The organism is Petrotoga miotherma DSM 10691 (genome assembly GCF_002895605.1).
Classification (GTDB): domain Bacteria; phylum Thermotogota; class Thermotogae; order Petrotogales; family Petrotogaceae; genus Petrotoga; species Petrotoga miotherma.
Genome location: NZ_AZRM01000031.1, coordinates 19991 through 40361, shown reverse-complemented (window position 1 = coordinate 40361; position 20371 = coordinate 19991). Strand labels below are relative to the sequence as shown.

Sequence of the window (20371 nt, the reverse complement as noted above, 5' to 3'; positions counted from 1 at the left end):
CTTCGCCCCGCTCCCCACCCCACAGTTGGCCCACAAGGAAAGGGGAGGTAGGGCTTCGCCCTGTAACCCTAAGTTTCGATATTTGTTTTGACAGGAAGAATGACTTGAAACAGCGTACCGTTGTTTTCTTCACTGTCTAAATATATTCTGGCATTATGGTTCTCTAAAACTTTTTTAACTATATACAAACCAATTCCTAAACCTGGAACTTGCCTGCTCCTAGATTTATCTACTCTGTAAAATAGATGGAAGATCCTTTTTAATTCTTTTGAAGGTATGCCTATTCCTGTATCCTCAATTTCCAAAATTATCGTTTTATCCTTTTTGTACAATCTTAACCAAACTTTTTTTTCGCCTTTTTCCTTCAAAGCGGTGAATTTAAAAGAATTGTCTAAAATATTATACACTACCTGCAGAAGTCTATCTTCATTACCGAAAACGTATAGATCATCTTCTATTTGTTCTTCAAACTCAAGGGACATCTTGTTAGCAACAATTTTAAAGAAATCAAAAGCTCTTTTTACTGTATTAGAGAAATTGAAATATACAAATCTTTTTTCTTCTCCTATATTTTTTTCCAATCTCTCTATATCTAAAAGGTCGTTAAACATCCGGGTTAATCTCGAAATTTCTTCTTCTATTTTTTTTAATGGTTGGTAAATTTCTTCGTTTAAATTAGGTTCGTGCAATATCGTTTCTAAATACCCGCTTATAACAGATAAGGGTGTCCGCATTTCATGAGACATGATTGTTAAGAATTCTCTTCTTAGATCTTCTAAATTTTTTTCTTTCGTGATATCTAGCAAAATAATAACTCTGTAGTTTTCAACATTTATTGATTTAACTTGACATCTGAAGTATTTTTTTTCGGGATAATAGAATGAAGTCTCTTCTTCCATTTCTTTATTAGTTTTAAAACTTTTTAAAGTCAATTCAATGAGATTATGATTATCAATTACCTCTGTTAATGACCTACCCACAAAATTTTCTGTTGTGAAAATATTTTTGGCAAAAGAATTTGCAAAGTCTACCCTGATGATTTCATTTTGATTAAAGGATACTAATATTATTCCTTCAGAAAGGTTATCTAAAATTGAAAATATGTTTCTTCTTTTGTATTTTTCGGATTTGTATTTTTCTTCTAGATTTTTAATATATGAATTTAATTGATGTAAAAGAAAATCATCAACAGGATTTTTTATGTTTATATTTATATTTTTTGCAATTTCATTTTTAAACCGTCGATGAGCATTTCCTTCCTTTCTCTTTTTTGAATAAGCATATATAAATAAAATATTTGTGATAATAAGCAATAAAATAATAATAGCATATATATTGACCAATATTTTTCACCTAGTTTATTTAAAAAATATACTTGGAAAAAAGGCAGAGGTAATATCCTCTGCCGTTGAATATTTAGTAGTTTCTTTCCTTTCCAGGATCTCTGAATTTGTATCCTTTTCCTCTGACTGTAATTATGTATTTTGGGTTGGAAGGATCTTCTTCAATTTTTGTTCTCAATCTTCTGATATGAACATCTACAGTTCTTGTATCTCCGTAGTAGTCATACCCCCACAATTTATCCAACAATACATCTCTACTAAAGACCTTTCCTTCATTTTTAGCAAGAAAAACTAGTAAGTCAAACTCTAGTGGGGTAAGACTAACTGGTTTGCCTCCTACCCAAACTTCTAATCTTTCAGTGTCGATAATTAAATCCTTGGCTGTAATTTTTTTGGGCCCTTCTTCTTTCATTTGAGCGGATGCAGCTTGTCTTCTAAATATGCTTTTAATTCTTGCAATTAGTTCTCTTACATTAAAAGGTTTAGTTACATAATCATCACTACCGAGTTCTAACCCCGCAACTTTATCCGCAGCATCATCTTTCGCACTCAATATGAGCACAGGCGTATTTCGGTAATCCTCACTAGATTTCAAGATTCTGATTAAATCAAATCCATCCATTGAGCCTGGTAACATAATATCTACAATGAAAAAGTCGGTATCTTTTTCCTCTAATTTCTTTAAGGCCTCATCAGCAGACACAGCCGTTATTACTTCGTAACCTTCTTTAGTCAAGTTCAAAGATAACATTTCAGAGATCGCCGGATCGTCTTCTACTATCATAATACTTCTTTTTGCCACTTTTCTTTCCCCCCTTTGGGATATTTTTTTGTTAATGCCTTCAACAATGACTCATCTTTATGTGTAACGCTCGGGCATTTGTCCCGATAAATTGATGCTCTCCATTTTGTGATTTAAATTTTTTCTTAAGATCTTTTTTGAAATGATGTTCCTGGTTAGTTCAAAAGTTGCAATTTTGTTGATTTCATCAAAAGCTTCTCCCTGAAAATGCACTTTGTTGTATGTTATATCAGTTATTTTTAATTTAATAAATACCTTAAAAGAATAAGGGGTAGAGGACAGATGATCTATACAACTATGTGAAATTACAGAAATTTGATCTTTTTCCAATAGATCTTTTATAATATTATAACTGCATTTATGTATTTCTTCTAAAAGTGATGAGGTGCTTAAAGCGTGAAAACTTATGACTTCTTTATCTTCTGACCATAAATAACTTTCATCTTTAACCTTAAAGGAATAATTAAATTCCCTTCCTTTCAATGGGATTATTTTCTCTAGAAAGGTATTCATAATTTACCACCTTTTCTTCTTCCCGAGTTGGAGTTACACCAAAACCTTCTACATATTCTTTCAGATCATCCATATCTTTTTGTAATAATTCTCTTAATTCTTTTCCTGTGATAGTTTCCTTTTTCAAAAGATATTGGGCAATGAGTTCGAGTTTCTCTCTGTTCTCTAACAGCACAGATTTAGCCTTTTCATAACTTCTGTTAATTATTCGTTTGATTTCAGAATCCACTTCTTTTGCAGTTTCATCCGAATAGTTTTTTTCTCTAAATAACTCACGTGCTAAAAAAGTTTCCTCGCTTTCGCTAGCCCAAGCTACAGGACCAATTTTTTCGCTCATACCAAAACTTTCAACCATCCTTCGGGCCATTTCTGAAGCTTGCTTTAGATCATTCTCTGCTCCACTAGTTATTTCATCAAATATTATTTCTTCTGAAGCTCTACCAGCTAACATTACCACAATATCGTCGAGTATTTCAGATTTATTCATCAGATATCTATCTTCGGATGGTAACTGTAAGGTATATCCTAAGGCTGCGTAACCTCGAGGAATAATCGTTACCTTGTGTACAGGGTTGGCATTTGGTAAAATAGTCCCTAAAATAGCATGACCTAGTTCATGATACGCCACAACTTCTTTTTCTTGATTGGAAAGTACTCGCGTTTTCCTCTCAGGACCAGCTATAACTCTCTCTATTGCTTCTTCACAATCCTTCATTGTAATGAACTTTTCTCCACTTCTGGCTGCCAAAAGCGCCGCTTCATTGACTAAATTTTCTAAATCCGCTCCAACAAATCCAGGAGTAGCCCTAGCTAATACATCTAAATCAACATCCGGTGCTATTTTCTTTCCTCTAAAGTGAATCTTTAATATCTGTTTTCTTCCTTCAGCATCTGGCCTATCAATCACCACTTTTTTATCGAATCTTCCTGGTCTTAACAAAGCTTTGTCTAGAACATCAGGCCTATTTGTGGCTGCCATAACTATTATTCCAATACTTGGATCGAATCCATCCATTTCTACTAAGATGGAGTTAAGGGTTTGCTCCCTTTCATCATGACCTCCTCCCAGACCTGCTCCCCTTTGTCTACCTACTGCGTCTATTTCGTCAATAAAAATGATAGCAGGTGCATTTGCCTTAGCTTGGTTGAAAAGATCTCGAACTCTTGCGGCTCCTACTCCGACAAAAAGTTCAACAAAATCAGAACCACTAATATAAAAAAATGGTACGCCTGCCTCTCCAGCCACCGCTCTGGCAAGTAAAGTTTTACCTGTGCCTGGTTCCCCTACTAAAAGGACTCCTTTTGGCATTCTAGCCCCGAGCCTGTTAAAAACTTTTGGATCTTTCAAAAATTTTACAACATCTGTTAATTCTTCTTTCGCTTCCTTAACCCCAGCAACGTCGTTAAAAGTGGTACGAGTTTTCTTGGAATCATATTTTTTAGCAGGGCTTTTTATAAAATTCATACCTTGATTTGCACCGCCCGCACTTGATCGAAACAGAAAGGTGAAGAGGAAAATAAGTAAAAAAACAGGTAAAAGAAACGTTAAGATAGAAATCCACCAACTATTTTCCAAGCTCCTGACATATTTAATCTCTATTCCTTGGTTTGCAAGTCCATAAACATACTGTTGGTCCGATAAAAGATTTGGGGCATATGTCTCGTAATAAAGCCCTGCTTGATCTCTTGCTCTAGCATAACCAGAGTCTTCTATTTCTAAAGAAACAATCTTTTTATCTTCCAACATTTGAACTAACTCACTATATTCTATTTTTGAAACATCTTGAGTACCGATAAGGCTGTTGACTCCAACGTATATAAAAATACCTATTGTTATATATATTAATAATAGCCAAAAAACTCTAGGTTGGTTTCTTTTGTTTTGCAAGACATAGACCTCCTCTTTTCTCACTTCTATAAGTATCTCAAATTTTAATAAGTAGAGTATCGCTTTTTTTCGTTATACTTAGTCCGTTTATATTTCTTACTCCGCCATTGCGCATTTTTATGATTTTCTCTGTTTCTTCCATATTTGGCGGGTATTTACTAAACTTCAAAAACGCTATTCTTATTATTTCGGCATCAAAAAAGTCATTTTCTAATTTTAATTTTAACGAGTCTTTCCCTATCTCACTTCTTTCTTCAAATTTTCTTTTAACCTCTTCTCTGTAACCCCATATGATTTTTGCAAGTCGGAAGAAACTTTCCTTGTACCTTGGGTTGATCTTCTTAAATAAAGGAGTGATTTCATATCTTATTTTATTTCTAGCATAATCTAAAGAATAATTGTACTTATCTTCCACATACTCTATATTATTAATTGTAACATAATTTTTGATTTCTTCCAAGTCAACACATAACATTGGTTTTGTTATTTCTTCTTCTATAGGAATTAGGCCGCCTAATCCATATATTCCGGTCCCTCTCAAAATTCTGTAAATCATTGTTTCAAATAAATCATCCATATGATGGGCGGTTGCTATTTTATTATAACTTAATCTTCTTAATGTTTCATAAAAAAATTCATATCTTAAATTTCTTCCCGCTACTTCAACGCCTACCTTGTTTTTTTTTGAGTATGTAAAAACATCCACTTTTTTTGAAAAAAAAGGTACCTTTAGTTTCTCACATGTTTGCCTCACAAAAGATTCGTCACTATCGGCTTCTTCTCTCATACAATGGTTTAAATGGGCTACAGATATTTCAAATCCCATAGTTTTCGATAATTTTGACATAACATGAAGCAAAGACATTGAATCTTTTCCACCGGAAACTCCTAATAGAATTTTATCATATTTGTTAAAAATTTTATAGTCTCTTATAAATTTAAATATTTTTTTCTCAAAATCTTGGAGTATCACGTCCTCTTCTCCTTCCAAAATTAAATCTGGTAATACCTATAAAAACAAAACAGCGTCTTAAGACGCTTAAAATACTAAAAAATATTATGGAGCCGGTGAAGGGATTTGAACCCCCAACCTACTCATTACGAATGAGCCGCTCTTCCGTTGAGCTACACCGGCAATTGACTTCGTTATTGACAATACATGCAAAAAACCCCAATTTTGGGGTCAAAAATGGAGGGCCTGATTTTCAAAAAAATATAATATCCGACTTAATGCGGAATTTCGCACTATTAAAGTGCCAAGCGCCCTGACGCGCACGTGAATCATTCTGCCCTCCATTTTTTATTTTACTATATAATTTCAAAAATGTCAACTGCGCGCAGAGATTCCATTTCCTTTTGGATGGGGAGTGGGGTGAAAGGTCGCAATATAAAACTCATTTTACAGGAGTTGAATGATAAGATAACATACCTTCAAAAACATATGGTATAATCAAACTATTAGTGAAAGCGCTTAACACATCTAATGCTTAGAAAGAGTCGTAATTGGTTCAATATGAGGGCTATTAGAGAAGAAGTAAATTTGGTACCTGCTTTAAATATTTGCCAAAGTATTGGATAAATGAGGGATGCGAGCATCAAAAATAAATTTGAAAATAGGGGGGTAGTAGATATGCAAGAGATTCCAGTCAATATATCGCTGGGTTTAACCATGGGAACGATTGCAGGGACACTCTTTTTAATTGCTAATCTTTATGTCTTTTTTCATCTTATTAATCAGTTGGTTGCACCAAAGAAACAGTGGAAATGGTTAGATAAAATGAGAAATAGATGGCACTATGTGCATTATTTAGGAAATGCCGCCGCATTTATTGCAGCTTTAGTACATGGTGTTTTAATGCTGCAGTATGCTTCGGTATTTCACGGGGTACTTATAGCTGTGATGGCGTGGATGGTGTTTGCAGGTTTTACCATGAGGTTTACAAAGGCAAGTCTAAAGTTTAAAAAGACCCTTAGGATCTTTCATGCAAAATGGTATATGTTTGTTATTGTACTGGTACTGCTGATAATAGCACATATTGCTTCGCTTGGATCCTTCCCATATCCTTTAGGTTAGCATAAATGGAACTTGCCCCGCTCACAGCTTTTTATGTATGAGTTCTTTAGTATTTTAAAAAGATACAAAAAGGCAAATAATATATGCAGAGGTGTTGGTATGAGGAAACTTTTCACTCCATTTAAACTAAAGGACCTTGAAGTTAACAATCGTATCATGATGTCGCCCATGTGCATGTATTCTGCTGGTGATGACGGCAAGCCAACCGACTGGCACTTTGTCCATTATGGTACGAGGGCAGTGGGAGGTGTAGGCCTTATCATGCAAGAGGCTACAGCCGTGGAAAGGCGAGGTAGAATTACTGGCAATGATTTAGGGTTGTGGGATGATAGTCAAATCGAGCCTCTGAAAAAAATGGTAGATTTTGTGCATTCTGTAGGAGGCAAAATCGGTGTTCAGTTAGCCCATGCAGGGAGAAAGTGTGAGGTGAAAAACGAAAAGGTTGTTGCTCCTTCGAGTATTAAGTGGAGTGACGAATATCCCATTCCATCAGAGCTTACTAAAAATGAGATTAAAGATATAATTAGAGCTTTTGGTACTGCGGCGGCAAGAGCCGTTAAAGTTGGATATGACACTACAGAGGTCCACGCAGCTCACGGTTATCTCATTCATGAATTTTTGTCACCACTTTCTAACAAAAGAAGTGATGAATATGGAGGAAAAATAGAAAACAGAGTGAGATTTTTGCGGCAAGTATTAATTGAGGTAAAGAAAAACATACCTGATGATATGCCAATTTTTATGCGTGTATCTGCTACCGATTTTGTAGACGGGGGTATTGACATAAATGAAACAATAAAGATAGTAAAACTTGTGAAAGACTTTGTGGATGTTGTGGATTGCAGTTCGGGTGGTCTCTTATCACCAAGGATAAATTTATATCCTGGCTATCAGATAATTTATGCAGAGACTGTAAAAAGGCAAACAGGAGTACCAACTGTGGCTGTAGGCTTGATAACCAGTCCAGAAATGGCAGAGGAGATAATAGGAAACGAGAGGGCGGATATGGTTGCACTGGGCAGAGTGCTTCTAAGGCAGCCGTACTGGCCTGTATATGCTGCCCATGAGCTTAAGGATGAGGATATTATAGCACGACAATATTTCAGAGGAAGATATACATAAAAGAGTATTCTTTGTGGGGGCTTTACAAAGTGAAAGTTTTGTGATAAAATAATTGAGCAGAAGATGGGGACGTAGTGAAGCTGGTTATCATGCCGGTCTGTCACACCGGTGCTCGCGGGTTCGAGTCCCGTCGTCCCCGCCATATTTTTAAAAAGGCGAACGTTAAATGTTCGCCTTTTTTTAAGTTATTTTTAAAGTTTGGGGCATATTATTATTTTTGAATAATTAATACTCTAATTGTTTAATTTGTGATACAATAGAGGTGACAGATGGTTTACAAAATTGATGAGGGGGAGGAATAATATTAAGATGCAAAAAGAAATTGAAAAAGAATTTTTTATGGAAACTTTTCAAGAAATGGTAGATCTTTTACAAGAAATAAATTGGGATGAAAGCGAAAAAGGTTTCCTAACAAAGCTATTAAAAATTGCTATAAAGATCATACCCGAAGCTGAATGTGGTTCTATTTGGCTAATTAGGGGAGCATTATATGAAGCTATAGTTGGAATTGGTTACGATGAAGATTTAATTAAAGAAATGGTTGTTCCTTTCAACGAATCATACGTAAGTAACCATATGGATACAGATTTAATAGAGGTCCAGAATATTTTGGATTACAATTCCCCTGAAACCGATTTGTACAAAATCAGCAAAAAATTGCATAAAGAAACAAACCAAATGGTAACTTTGATTTCCGCTTTAAAAAATAAAGACAGTGTAATCGGGCATATATATATAGACAGCTTCCATGTTGACTCTTTCGATGATAATTCAAAAAAAATGCTTAGAATGTTCAGCAATTTAGCATCTATATTTTTGACTTTGAAAATCTTACGGGATTCAGAAAAAGAAACAGTAGAAACGAATTCTAATTATTTGAGTTTTATTAGTCATGAGTTGAGAACACCTTTGACTTCGATTATAGGATTTGCTGAAACTATATTGAACAATGAAGATTTAAAGGAAGAGGAGATAAAAAATATAGTAAAAAAGATGCTATTTTCTGCTAAGCATATGAACGCACTTTTAGACGATATTTCAACTTTCAACAAATTGAATAGAGAGAAGAGATTGAATTTAGAAAAATTAAATTTAAAAAAGTTGTTGTATGAGGTTTTATCAATGTTAGAGCCCACAGCATCCCCTGATGTTGAAATAAACGTTAATTTTCCCGTTGATATTCCGGTAGATATTGAAACGGATGAAACTAAATTAAATCAGATCCTTGTAAACGTAATAGGGAACGCAATGAAATACACCACAGAAGGTTCAATAGATATCCGTATAGGTTACGAAAGTCATACAAAACATTTTGTAATCGAGGTAAAAGATACAGGGTCTGGGATTCCAGAAGATAAGTTAAAAGACATATTTAGACCATTTTTTAGAGTTTCTAAAGATAAGCCGGGAAGCGGTTTGGGTTTAGCAATTGTAAAAAAGAATCTTGAAATGCTCAAAGGAAGTATAGATGTAAAATCAAAATTAGGTAAAGGGACAACTTTTGTGATAAAAATACCTCAATCCATAAGTAGTATTGTAGATAAGTGTTAATTATAGGTCCCCTAAACATATTTCTTCAAATAATTTTGGGAAGAGTACTTTTGGTTCACCACCTGTTTTTAAGGATCTATCCAATTCTTCTATATATATTATTATTTTTTCTATAGAAGTAGGAGAGTAGAGTTTCTCAATATTAATTTTTTTTACTTTGTCGTTTTTAAAATTGAACCCTAAGAAGGAAGCTACTCGTTGTTGTGAAACCATGCTTTCTTTACTAATTTTCATAACTTCAGACCAATTGTAATTAGTCTTTCTTTCACCATTTAGTATCACGGCATACAGATCCAAAAAGTATTTATATAAATAATTTGCTAGGGCAATTGGGAAGAATGAGGAAGATTTTACAATCGACTGCAGCTTTATTAGGGAATTTGATAATTTCTTTGTTGCTAAATCATAGCAAAGTTCTTCGTAATTCGCTGTAGAAAAATGAGTAGAAACATCTTCAACATCTTTTATAGATATAATTTCCATATCGGAATATATGGAAAGTTTTTTAATTTCTTCATACAACAAATCCTCATTTTTCCCCACAAATTGTATTATTTTCTCGGCTGTTTCATCATTTAATTGTTTGCTTAACTTGTTTGCAAAATCTTTAAGCATTTCTATCCACAGTTCATCTTTCCAAGGGGGAGGAATCATTGTCTCTATTTTTTTATCAAAATTTATTTCTTTTAGATATTTATTTTCCTTTTGAATATCCAAAATGAGTGTGCCTTCAAAAGTATTTTCATAATGTTTCAGTAAGGAAGATATCTTTTCTTGATAGGGGATTTTAAAAGAATTGAAATCTGTAATTACTATGATTCTGTTTGTGGAAAAGATACTCCCCATAGTGAAAAGGTTGTTGATGTCTTCATTTACATAATTTTCTGGCGATAAGGTAACTATTTCAGCGTTTGGGGATTTCTTAATAATTTCTTCAATTCTAATCCTTTTTTGTATAGTAGAGTTTCCCAATATTAATATTTTTTGCAACGTTAACTCTCCTTCAGTCGATTGTGTGAAGTTGAATGACTTCTTGATCATTTAGATACTTATATGGTGGGATAGATTGTGAAACAACGGTGTCCCCATTACCAGTGATTATTACATTATTTTCTTTTATTCCTAAGTTCAACAGGACGTTGTAAGCTTCGGTTATAGGATAACCAATCAAATCTGGCATAATATCTTTATAAAAAACTTTTTGGTCAGCAAGAGTGCTATTTTCTTTGGCGTATCTATAAAAAATGTTAGTTAAAACGGGTGCAGCTACTTCTCCACCATAAAATTCTTCTTTAGGATTATCGATAACAACTACAGCAGTATATATGGGATCAACAACAGGATAAAAACCAACAAACAACGAATAATAGCTACCTTCAACGTATCCTATGCCACTTTCCGCCTTTTGGGCTGTACCAGTCTTTCCACCTATTCTTAAACCTTCCTTATAGGCTTTTTGTGCAGTTCCTTCTATGACTGTATAACTCAACCAATCTTTTACCATTTTAGCAGTAGGTTCAGATATAACTTGTCTTTCTAAGATTTCTTTTTCTTCTAAAAAAGTTGGTTGTACATGCTTTCCACCGTTAGGAATTATGTTGAAAGCTGATACTAACTGTATAGGTGTAATCCCAATCCCTTGACCTAAAGCAATCTGAAAAGGGGTTATTTCATACCAATCATCCGGATAAGGGACTACTCCGTTGACTTCGCCTTTGAATTCTATCCCTGTTTTTTTCCCAAAACCATAGGTTAAAAGTTTCTGATAAAGCCATTGATTAGAAAATTCTTCAAGTACTTTTCCCATTATCTGTGCTATCGCTATATTTGAGGAATAGGATAGAGTTTCTTTGAGCCCGATTTCTCCCATTCCATAACCTTGAGATTCGGTAACCTTAAAATTTTTTTTACCTGTAGGGTAGTATTCGTAGCCAGAATAAAATTTATCGTTAGGATTTATTATATGTTCATCGAGCGCTGTAGAGATTAATAGTGGTTTAAGTGTAGAACCTGGTTCTATATACCCCATATAAGCAATATTCCATGGATAAAGTGAAACACTCGATTTAATTTTACCTGTTTTACTCTCCATAATAACAATAACTCCGCCTTCTGCGGATTCTTTTTTTACAGTATTTAGAAGTTCTTCATATGCTATTTGTTGCATTTTCAAATCTATACTTAAACTTGTTGTTTTTTGACTATTTAAAACACCATTATCTAATAAAAAAGGTTCGATTCCATATGTGGTTTTATCTGTTTTTCCAATTAGTAAATCAAGAGAAAATAATTCATTGTAAACACGTTGAGTGACAGGGTATATTCTAGAGTATTTGTTTAAAATTCCCAGATCGATATAAGCTTGTTCATAAGTATCATAAGTTCCCCATTTTAAAAATTTTATGTTTTCTATTTCGTCGTCACTGAACCTTTGATTCAGTAAATATTTGTTTTTTTTAAAGTCGTTTTGTGATTTCATAAAACCTAAATCTATCCAGGCCTCATATTTTTCTTGGTTATATACAATCATATTTCCATTAGAATCCACAAGTTGTGAATATTTATTGTTTTCTAATGAAGCTGAAAATTCGTTAAAGTCCTGTGCCAGAGAGTTATTATACACAAAAGTAAGGATAATAAGAAAAACATATCCTGAAAGAAAAAGAAAGGTGAAGATTAACCATTTGTGTTTCATAAGTCGATTATTTCTCCATAATATTTAAGATCTCGATATATTTGTCTATTTGGCTATCTAAGGCAGATATCTGTGATTCCATATTGTTAAGCTCCATCTGAGATTGGGCTATTATGGATTTATAATTCTCAATATTTTTACCAAAGTTAAGAAAGATAGTAAGCCAAATGCTGACTGTTAAGAAGGCTAAGAAAACTAAGATGACTATAACAATATCGAGAGATTTAACTTTAGATTTAGTCTTTTCTATACCTTTGCTTTTTGCGTACACATTTCTTTCCATAAAAACTCCCCCTAACTCTTGTCATTCTTTAAACCCCTATATACTCAGCCACTCTCAATTTGGCACTCCTGCTTCTTGGATTGCGTTTAATTTCTTCTTGCGAAGGTAAAATAGGTTTGGGAGTGAGAAAATCATATTTTTCATTATTTTTGAAAAAATTTTTGACAATCCTATCTTCCAGTGAATGAAAGGTTATTACAGCTGCTCTTGCTCCAACCTTTAAAAAACTTTCAAATTTAGCTAAGGTTTCTTCGATATTTTTTAATTCTTCATTAACTTCTATTCTCAAAGCTTGAAAAGTTTTGGTGGCAAAATGTCTGCGTCTTTCGTGAACTTGGGAGATAGGTAGTCCTTTTCTTATAGCGTTCACTAGCTCTTGTGTTGTATTTATAGGTCTGTTTTTTATAATGCTTTTTGAAATACTGTAAGCAAACCTTTTTTCTTCTCCATACTCAAAAATGATGCGTCTGAGGTCTTCTTGTGAATAATTATTAACTATGTACGCTGCATCTTTTTTCGCCTGGTTATCCATTCTCATGTCTAACGGTTCGTCTTTAGTAAAAGAAAACCCTCTGTTTTCACCTTTTAACTGAAAGGTAGAAACCCCCAAATCCATTAAAAAACCATCCACTTTATCAATGCCTAAACCCCTCAAAACCATATCTATATCTTTATAAGATGATTTAATCAATACTACGTTATCCGATAAGTCTTTTAACCTTTGTTCTGCGATTTCCAATACTTCATAATCCACATCGACTCCAATTATTCTAGCCATCTTATCAGTGAATTCTAAAATAGCTTTTATATGTCCACCTTCACCAGCGGTGCAATCCACATAAATACCGTTTTTTTCAGTTATCAAATAGGCTAAGACTTCCTCAATCATTACACTTTTATGAAAATCATCGTATTTTCTTACTATTATTATACACCTCTTTCGCTGAAAAACAAATTAATTTTTTTACTTATATTTCGCAAAGAATAACAGTTCTTCTTCTATGAATTCATCTATTTCCCCATCCAAAACAGCTTGAGCGTTAGAGGTTTCATACTCTGTTCTTAGGTCTTTAACTAAAGTGTATGGATATAAAACGTATGATCTAATCTGATTACCCCAGGAAATATCCTTTACTTCACCACGTAATTTTAATTTTTCTTCTAGTTTTTTTTGATGTTCTAACTCATATAGTTTTGCCTTTAGGATTTTTAAAGCGGTGGCTTTGTTTTGATGTTGTGAACGCTCGTTTTGTACCGCTACCACTATACCTGTTGGTAAGTGAGTAATCCTAACTGCTGAATCGGTTTTATTAACATGTTGGCCACCTGCTCCACCTGATCTATATGTATCTATTTTCAGATCGTCTGGATTTATTTCTATCTCAACATTTTCATCAAATTCTGGCATCACGGATATCGAAGCAAAAGAAGTGTGCCTTCTTCCATTGGCGTCGAATGGAGATATTCTTACTAGTCGATGTACACCGCTTTCATACTTTAATTTACCGTAAACATAGGGACCTGAAATTTTTATGGTTGCGCTTTTTATTCCAGCCTCGTCTCCTTCTTGAAAGTCTATCGTTTCAATGTTATAATTATTTTTATCTGCCCATCGAGTGTACATCCTCAATAGCATAGATGCCCAATCCTGTGACTCCGTTCCTCCTGCACCAGGATGTAGACTAATAAAGGCATTTGCGTCATCATATTCTTCAGATAAAAGCATTCTTAATCGAAAGGAACCTATCTTTTTTTCAATTACTTTTAAAATCGTTTCAACTTGGACGTTCATCGAGGGATCATCCTCTGATAATTCAACCGCTATTTCTAATTCTTCAAAATCGTTTTCCAATTTTTTAAATTCATCTATTTCATCTTTTAAATTTTGTGCCATCTGAGAGATTTTTTTGGCCCTGTTTTGATCATTCCAAAAGTCTGGATCCATCATTTTTTTGTTAAGTTCTTTAACTTTTTCTTCTGCTTTTTCTATATCAAAAATCCCTTTTAAATCCTCAAAATTTTCTTTCAACTCATCTATTTTAACCTTGGTTTCGTATTCTATCATCTGATCACCTCTTAAAAGTGGTTTCAATTACTATCTCTTAACTTTATACCTTTTTTTAATCTTGTTGGATGGTTTAGTGACATTTTTACTTTTAGATCTTCCATTATCGTTCGATTCATCAACCGCTGATACGTTGTTATGTACAAAGTTCAAGCTGGCGTATATTCTTTTTGCTTCCCTTTCTTCTTTTTCTGGAACTACTTTTGCTATTCTCATTAAATAATTGACTATTTCGTCATATATACTGTCAACCATCTGGTCAAAAAGTATATACGATTCTTTTTTAAATTCCATAACAGGGTCTTTTTGACCATACGATCTTAATCCTACAGCTTCCTTTAGCGCTTCGATAGAATCTAAATGGTGCCTCCATTTTTCATCTATTATTCTTAACATAACAAATTTTGCGACTTTATTAAAATCTTCTCCAAACTCTTCTTTTTTGTATTGATATCTTTTCCAAAGTAAATCAAAAATTTCATCCTCTATTTCCTCACGCGTGTTCCCCTTTATGTCAGAAATTATTAAATATTGTTTCAACTTTTCTGAAATACTACTTTTGTTGTATTTTTCTTCAACTTCGTCCCATGAGGATTCCACTATTCTTTCCACAACATCCGTAAAGATTTCTTTTATGTGATCATCATAGTTGCCTTGTTCAAGGATCCAATCCCTATGGTTGTATATTACAGATCTTTGTTTGTCCATTACAGAGTCGAATTCGTACAATCTTTTTCTTATCGAGAAGTGTATTCCTTCAATTTTCTTTTGTGCATCCCGAATAACTTTACTGAGCATTTTATGTTCAATGGGTTGACCTTCTTCTATTTTTAAGGCGGTCATCATGTTTTTCATTCTGTCCCCACCGAACAATCGTAATACATCATCCTCAAAAGAGATAATAAATCTTGATTCACCAGGATCCCCTTGTCTACCAGATCTTCCTATTAATTGGTTGTCTATTCTTCTGCTTTCATGTCTTTCTGTACCTAAAACAAAAAGACCTCCAAGCTCTTTGACCCCTTCTCCCAATTTAATATCGGTACCTCTACCCGCCATATTCGTGGCTATGGTAACGGCGTTTTTTTCTCCTGCATGAGCGATAATTTCTGCTTCCCGTTCGTGGTATTTTGCATTCAAAACTTCATGCTTTATTCCTCTTTTTTTCAGTAGTTCACTTATGATTTCACTGTTTTCAATGGATGTAGTTCCAACTAATACGGGTTGACCTTTTTGGTTACGCTTTTCTATTTCATCAATTATTGATTGATATTTTTCTTTTTGGGTTTTAAAAATTAAATCGTTTTTATCTTCCCTAATAACAGGTTCGTTGGTAGGGATAACAACAACTTCCGTGTTGTAGATCGCTTTGAACTCGTCTTCCTCAGTTTTTGCAGTTCCGGTCATGCCTGATAATTTTTCATACATCCTAAAATAATTTTGGAAAGTTATTGTCGCAAAAGTAACACTTTCTTCTTTGATTTTTACTCCTTCTTTTGCTTCTATAGCCTGGTGTAATCCTTCCGAATACCTTCTTCCAGGTAATAATCTTCCAGTAAATTCATCAACGATAACAACTTCTCCATCACGAACGATATAATCTTTATCTCTTTTGAAAAAATTTATCGCCTTTAAGGCGTTTAAAAGGTGGAACAAATACTTAATGTTGCTTGGATCGTATAAATTATCGACAGATAACAGTTTTTCCGCTTTGCTTATCCCTTCTTCAGTTAATGCCAAAGTTTTTTGTTTTTCATCTATAGTGTAATCTTTTTCAACTATGAATCTCTTCGCCAAAGAGGCAAATCTTCTGTAAAGTTCGGAGGGAGTATCCGAAGGACCCGAAATGATTAACGGTGTCCTTGCTTCATCTATCAAAATGGAGTCAGCTTCATCAACTATTGTAAAGTAATGGCCTCTTTGAACTTTGTCGGTATTTTCGTAAACTAAATTATCCCTTAAATAATCAAATCCAAACTCATTTGCCGTTCCGTAAGTTATATCAGCTTGATACGCTTTTTTTCTATCTTCTTTGTCCATGTTGGCTTGAATGTATCCTACGCTCAAACCTAGATACTCATAAACCGGTCCCATCCAATTCGCATCTCTTTTAGCCAGATAATCATTATGTGTAGCCAGATGAACATTTTTTCCTGTTAAGGCATTTAGATATATTGGAAGGGTTGCAACTAAAGTCTTTCCTTCCCCAGTTTTCATCTCGGTTATCTTACCCTCATGTAAAGCTATGCCTCCCATTAACTGTACATCGAAATGCCGCATGCCTACTGTTCTTCGTGAGGCTTCTCTTACGACAGCAAAGGCTTCGGGTAAGATATCATCCAAACTCTCACCTTGTTTTAACCTGTTTTTAAATTCCAAGGTCTTACCAGATAATTCAGTGTCGCTGAGAGATTTCACGCTTTCTTCCAATTCATTTATTTTATTTGCGATCTTTGAATATTTTTTAAGTAAACTTTTATTCTTGTCTATCAGTCCAAAAAGCATAAATAATGCACTCCTTTCGAATCAAACTTTCTAAACTATAATTTTTTTATCTTATTTTTATTTCTACTGTATACATCCCATCATTATCGTATTCTTCTTTTATTAACCAGCTATCTAAAGAACCATAAAAATTCTTTGATAAGTAATTTGAAATATCTAAGATTAATAGATTATCGAGTCCTTCTTTTCTTTCAATTTCTCCATAATATTTTGTGTTTTTAAATCGGGATATTTCTGACAAATACACGTTCATCTTATCGGGTAAAACGTTTGAAAATATGAATTCATCTTCTACAAAATAAAGGTAAACTTGGTTTTCTACACTTTGATTAGACCAAAGATAATAATTATAAGTTCCAATCTTTCCTTCTTCCAGATTTCGTGCTTCTGCAAATTCTTTGAGCTTTGAAGTATCAATTGATGCTTCAAAGAATAAGTTTAGTTCGTTATTACTTATGCTTTGTGAACTAACGGCTATAAACTCTTCTTCTTTGATAATATTGGCGATAAATCCTATAACATTTATGCTTTCCTCGTCCAAAGGGGTTAAAAATTTTTCAGAATACGTTTTGAAACTAGTTTTGTCCAACTTTTGTGTATTCAAAAATTCTCCAAACAATTTCTTGTTTTCCAAAAGTGTCGAATCAAAATTTTTCTTGGTACCTCTATAATCTTTAGACTCAAATGTTGCCTTTAAGGTTCTCGATTCAACGGTAACGTAAAAATCCCAACGTTTATTTTCATTTAAGATATTTTCCAGCGAGCCAGATACTAAACCCTTTGAATTATTATAGGTTGTCGGTTCCATGTTCAGAAAGATGCCCTCATTATTTTTTTGAACAGCAAAATTTTTTTCTTCTAAGGTGTATAGGTCATCGCTTACTTTATTAGCACCAAAGATCTTTGTAAAGATTTCATCGAAAACTTCGTATTCGGCAGAGTATATGCCAATACTTTTCGAATTAACGATCATGTCAAATAGAAGGTTAAAATAGTTCGGATTAAATAATTCACCGACCGTATAGTTTTTATCTGAATAAAATACCATCGGAGCATTTAAAAAATTCTGAATATTTGTATTCGTAGATTCTAACGTCGTTGAAAGTAATTTTTTGATATAATCTTGCCCTATTCCTTCTGTAGAGTTTACAAATCGATAAAAAGGCACAGTTTCATAGATTTCAGTATAAACATCTAAAGGACTTTTTACCCTTATCGTTGTTTCTCCAAAGGTGAATAAAGTAACTAAAATCAAAAAGTTGAGGATAATTGATAACTTCTTTATTTTATTTCCTCCCTCTTGTTTTCTGTTTAGCCTTTAGAAACTCTAAAACTTTGTATACATCGCTCCTTCGCCCCGCTTCCCACCCATGAGGATAAAGGAGACTTTACCCCTTTGCTCCGCTTCCCGCCCACATTTATTTCTAAGATATCTTATTCAACACTCATTTTGAATTTTGAAATGGCTGAGTTGAGATTTTGAGAAAGTTTTTCTAATTCTTGAGCTCTTTCATTAAGTGAACCAGCGTTTTCAGACTGACTTTGCATCAACATCTTAATTTCTTTAATTTTTTCGCTAGTTTCATTTACCGTTCTAGCTATTCTTTCCATAGAAGAACTCATCTCTTGCGTACTGGCACTTTGCTCCTGCGAACTAGCAGTTACGTTTTCTACCCCTGAAATCATCCCGTTTATCTCACCTAATATACCTTCAAATTGTTCTCGAACCTTGAGGGCTTCATCATTTATTTCTGCAATAGTATTTACGGTTTTATTGGTTACATCGTTAACATTGTTTGTACCTTTTTTTAGGTCCTCTAAAATGTTGCCGATTTTGTCCGTTGCTTTACCACTTTCTTCTGCCAATTTTCTTATTTCATCTGCTACAACAGCGAATCCTCTTCCCGCTTCTCCAGCCCTTGCAGCTTCTATCGCTGCGTTCAGCGCTAACAGGTTCGTCTGTTCGGTTATGGAATTTATAGTTTGAATAATATTTTCAATATTTTCTGCTTTTTCCAAAAGTTTTGAAACATTTTCTTCTGCTTCCTTGGATTGCTCTACACCAACTTCTATTTTCTTTACTATATTGTGAATACTTTCCATTCCTATATTAGCTTGGCTTTGTGTCATTTCGGCTGAATTGGATAACTCTTGTGCAGCGGAAGATAAACTTTGTGCTGAAGAGGCAATTTCTTCAATACCGGATGTGATCTCTTCAACAGAGGAGGCACTATCTTCCGAAATTAACTCTATATTTTTTGCTTCGTCGAGAACTTCTTCTGCCGAATTTTTGAATTTTTGCGAGGTTTCTTTTAATTCTTTTGAAGATGTTTCAACTCTGTTAGAAACATCTTTTATGCTTTCAATCGTTTCTTTTAAGTTATCTCGCATCTTATTAAACGATTTAGCCATTTCGCCCACTTCGTCTTTGGATTTACTTTCGAATTCTACATCCAAATTTCCTTCTCCGAATTTCAATAATACGTTTGAAAAATCTTTTATTGGTTTAGATATACCTTTTCCAACAAAGTAGGCAACTACAATTGCTATAACAACTCCCACAACGGTTATTAGGATTATAAGAAGCGTTAAACTATTTATCTCACTGTATATTTCACTCTCGGGTAAATTTAAAAACAAAATCCAGTCATTGGATAGCTTGGAATAACTCGTTAAAAACTCTTCACCATTTAGTCTTTCTACAAAAGTCCCTTCTGTATTTGAATTTATTGTTTCTAAATAATCCGTTATTTCATCTTCTATACTCTTTCCAGATTCATAAAGAGGATGGGAAATTACATTAAAATTATCATCCACTAAATACGCATATGCTTTTTCGTATCCTAACTCTTTTTGAATGAGGTTGGCAAAATATTCCAAGGGAAAACTCATCCCAGCAATACCAACAAAAGTCCCATCTTCTGGATCGAAATAAGGAACAGAATAAGTAATTACATTTGTCTGTAAGTATTCGTCAAAGTATATATCAGTCCAAACACCTTCACCTTTGTCCCTTGCTTCAAAAAACCATTGATATTTTTTATTTTCGGGGTTAAAGGTCTCGTCTAGTTTTATATATTCATTTTCTAAACTTTTATCTTCGCCTTCAATGTAGTAAAGGGAGTATAATTCTTTTGTTCTTAACATATCGGGATTGAAAACTATGAATGAGGTTGAGTTACCTTCTATTTTTTGCGAAAAATTTTTGGGTACATTCTTAGCTCTATCTAAAAACTTTATCACTTCAGCATTTGAAAAACTCGCTATAAAAGGATCAAATCCCAAAAAGGCGGAATCGCTATAATTATCTACAACTATTTCAATAATACTTATTTGTGAACCTAGATCAGATGCAAGACTCGCAGTTAAATTTTCTACCCCGCTTAGTGAGTATTCTTCTAAAAGAGAAGTGGACCTAAAAATTGTTACGATACTTATAACGGTTACTACCGCGATCACTAACAAGGTAGAAGATAAAATAATCTTGGTGCTGATTCTTTTCAATGCAAACTCCCCCTTTGAAATATGTA

The 20371-nt window shown here is 33.8% G+C and carries 16 protein-coding genes and 2 tRNA genes; 4 read left to right on the top strand and 14 right to left on the bottom strand.

Translation table 11 applies throughout. The features are described from left to right. Positions 1–68: 68 nt before the first annotated feature. The 6 genes from X928_RS06745 to X928_RS06720 all read right to left on the bottom strand — a co-directional run bounded on the left by X928_RS06745 (position 69) and on the right by X928_RS06720 (position 5681). Positions 69–1343 (bottom strand): sensor histidine kinase, encoded by a 1275-nt coding sequence (locus X928_RS06745; RefSeq protein WP_103079053.1) that lies wholly within the window; start codon positions 1341–1343, stop codon positions 69–71. Between the two features lie 73 nt (positions 1344–1416). After that, the gene (locus X928_RS06740; protein ID WP_103079052.1) at positions 1417–2145 is read right to left on the bottom strand and encodes a response regulator transcription factor; all 729 of its coding nucleotides are present in this window, start codon (positions 2143–2145) and stop codon (positions 1417–1419) included. 57 nt (positions 2146–2202) lie between these two features. Continuing rightward, positions 2203–2658, bottom strand: a complete 456-nt coding sequence (locus X928_RS06735; RefSeq protein ID WP_103079051.1) for a thioesterase family protein — start codon at positions 2656–2658, stop codon at positions 2203–2205. Continuing rightward, a complete protein-coding gene (gene ftsH, locus X928_RS06730) occupies positions 2609–4546 on the bottom strand; it encodes an ATP-dependent zinc metalloprotease FtsH (RefSeq protein ID WP_103079050.1) in 1938 nt (645 codons plus the stop codon). The genes X928_RS06735 and ftsH overlap by 50 nt, the downstream gene beginning before the upstream one ends. A 37-nt stretch (positions 4547–4583) precedes the next feature. Beyond that, positions 4584–5519 carry a tRNA lysidine(34) synthetase TilS gene (gene tilS / locus X928_RS06725; protein WP_103079049.1) on the bottom strand — a complete coding sequence of 312 codons (936 nt, stop codon included), beginning with the start codon at positions 5517–5519 and terminating at the stop codon, positions 4584–4586. Between the two features lie 87 nt (positions 5520–5606). After that, positions 5607–5681 (bottom strand) — tRNA-Thr (locus X928_RS06720). A 444-nt stretch (positions 5682–6125) separates the two neighbouring features. On the opposite strand from X928_RS06720, the gene X928_RS06715 reads away from it, so the two are divergent. The 4 genes from X928_RS06715 (at position 6126) to X928_RS06700 (ending at position 9293) form a co-directional block, all read left to right on the top strand. Then, entirely contained in the window at positions 6126–6620 is a 495-nt protein-coding gene (locus X928_RS06715; protein WP_245857201.1) for a hypothetical protein, read from the top strand. Between the two features lie 99 nt (positions 6621–6719). Continuing rightward, complete coding sequence (gene namA / locus X928_RS06710; RefSeq protein ID WP_103079047.1) at positions 6720–7742, top strand: NADPH dehydrogenase NamA; 1023 nt, start codon at positions 6720–6722, stop codon at positions 7740–7742. A gap of 65 nt (positions 7743–7807) precedes the next feature. Then, a tRNA-Asp gene (locus X928_RS06705) sits at positions 7808–7884 on the top strand. A gap of 167 nt (positions 7885–8051) precedes the next feature. Next, positions 8052–9293 (top strand): GAF domain-containing sensor histidine kinase, encoded by a 1242-nt coding sequence (locus tag X928_RS06700; protein WP_103079046.1) that lies wholly within the window; start codon positions 8052–8054, stop codon positions 9291–9293. Here the strand turns inward: X928_RS06700 and X928_RS06695 are convergent, their stop codons facing one another. From X928_RS06695 to X928_RS06660, 8 genes are all read right to left on the bottom strand, one after another. Continuing rightward, on the bottom strand, positions 9294–10283 hold the full coding sequence (locus X928_RS06695; RefSeq protein ID WP_103079045.1) for a DNA polymerase III subunit delta: 990 nt from the start codon (positions 10281–10283) through the stop codon (positions 9294–9296). It abuts the gene before it with no gap. Between the two features lie 13 nt (positions 10284–10296). Beyond that, entirely contained in the window at positions 10297–11988 is a 1692-nt protein-coding gene (locus tag X928_RS06690; RefSeq protein WP_103079044.1) for a penicillin-binding transpeptidase domain-containing protein, read from the bottom strand. A 7-nt stretch (positions 11989–11995) separates the two neighbouring features. Continuing rightward, positions 11996–12271, bottom strand: coding sequence for a hypothetical protein (locus X928_RS06685; protein ID WP_103079043.1), 276 nt, complete (start codon positions 12269–12271; stop codon positions 11996–11998). Between the two features lie 28 nt (positions 12272–12299). Continuing rightward, a complete protein-coding gene (gene rsmH, locus X928_RS06680; RefSeq protein WP_103079042.1) occupies positions 12300–13196 on the bottom strand; it encodes a 16S rRNA (cytosine(1402)-N(4))-methyltransferase RsmH in 897 nt (298 codons plus the stop codon). A gap of 39 nt (positions 13197–13235) precedes the next feature. Next, positions 13236–14336: a peptide chain release factor 2 gene (gene prfB / locus X928_RS06675; RefSeq protein ID WP_103079041.1), complete on the bottom strand. Its 1101-nt coding sequence runs from the start codon at positions 14334–14336 to the stop codon at positions 13236–13238. Positions 14337–14366: 30 nt separating this feature from the next. Next, complete coding sequence (gene secA, locus X928_RS06670; RefSeq protein WP_103079040.1) at positions 14367–16841, bottom strand: preprotein translocase subunit SecA; 2475 nt, start codon at positions 16839–16841, stop codon at positions 14367–14369. A gap of 46 nt (positions 16842–16887) precedes the next feature. After that, a complete protein-coding gene (locus X928_RS06665) occupies positions 16888–18096 on the bottom strand; it encodes a hypothetical protein (protein WP_103079039.1) in 1209 nt (402 codons plus the stop codon). Between the two features lie 179 nt (positions 18097–18275). Continuing rightward, complete coding sequence (locus X928_RS06660) at positions 18276–20345, bottom strand: methyl-accepting chemotaxis protein (protein ID WP_103079038.1); 2070 nt, start codon at positions 20343–20345, stop codon at positions 18276–18278. Between the last annotated feature and the right edge of the window lie 26 nt (positions 20346–20371).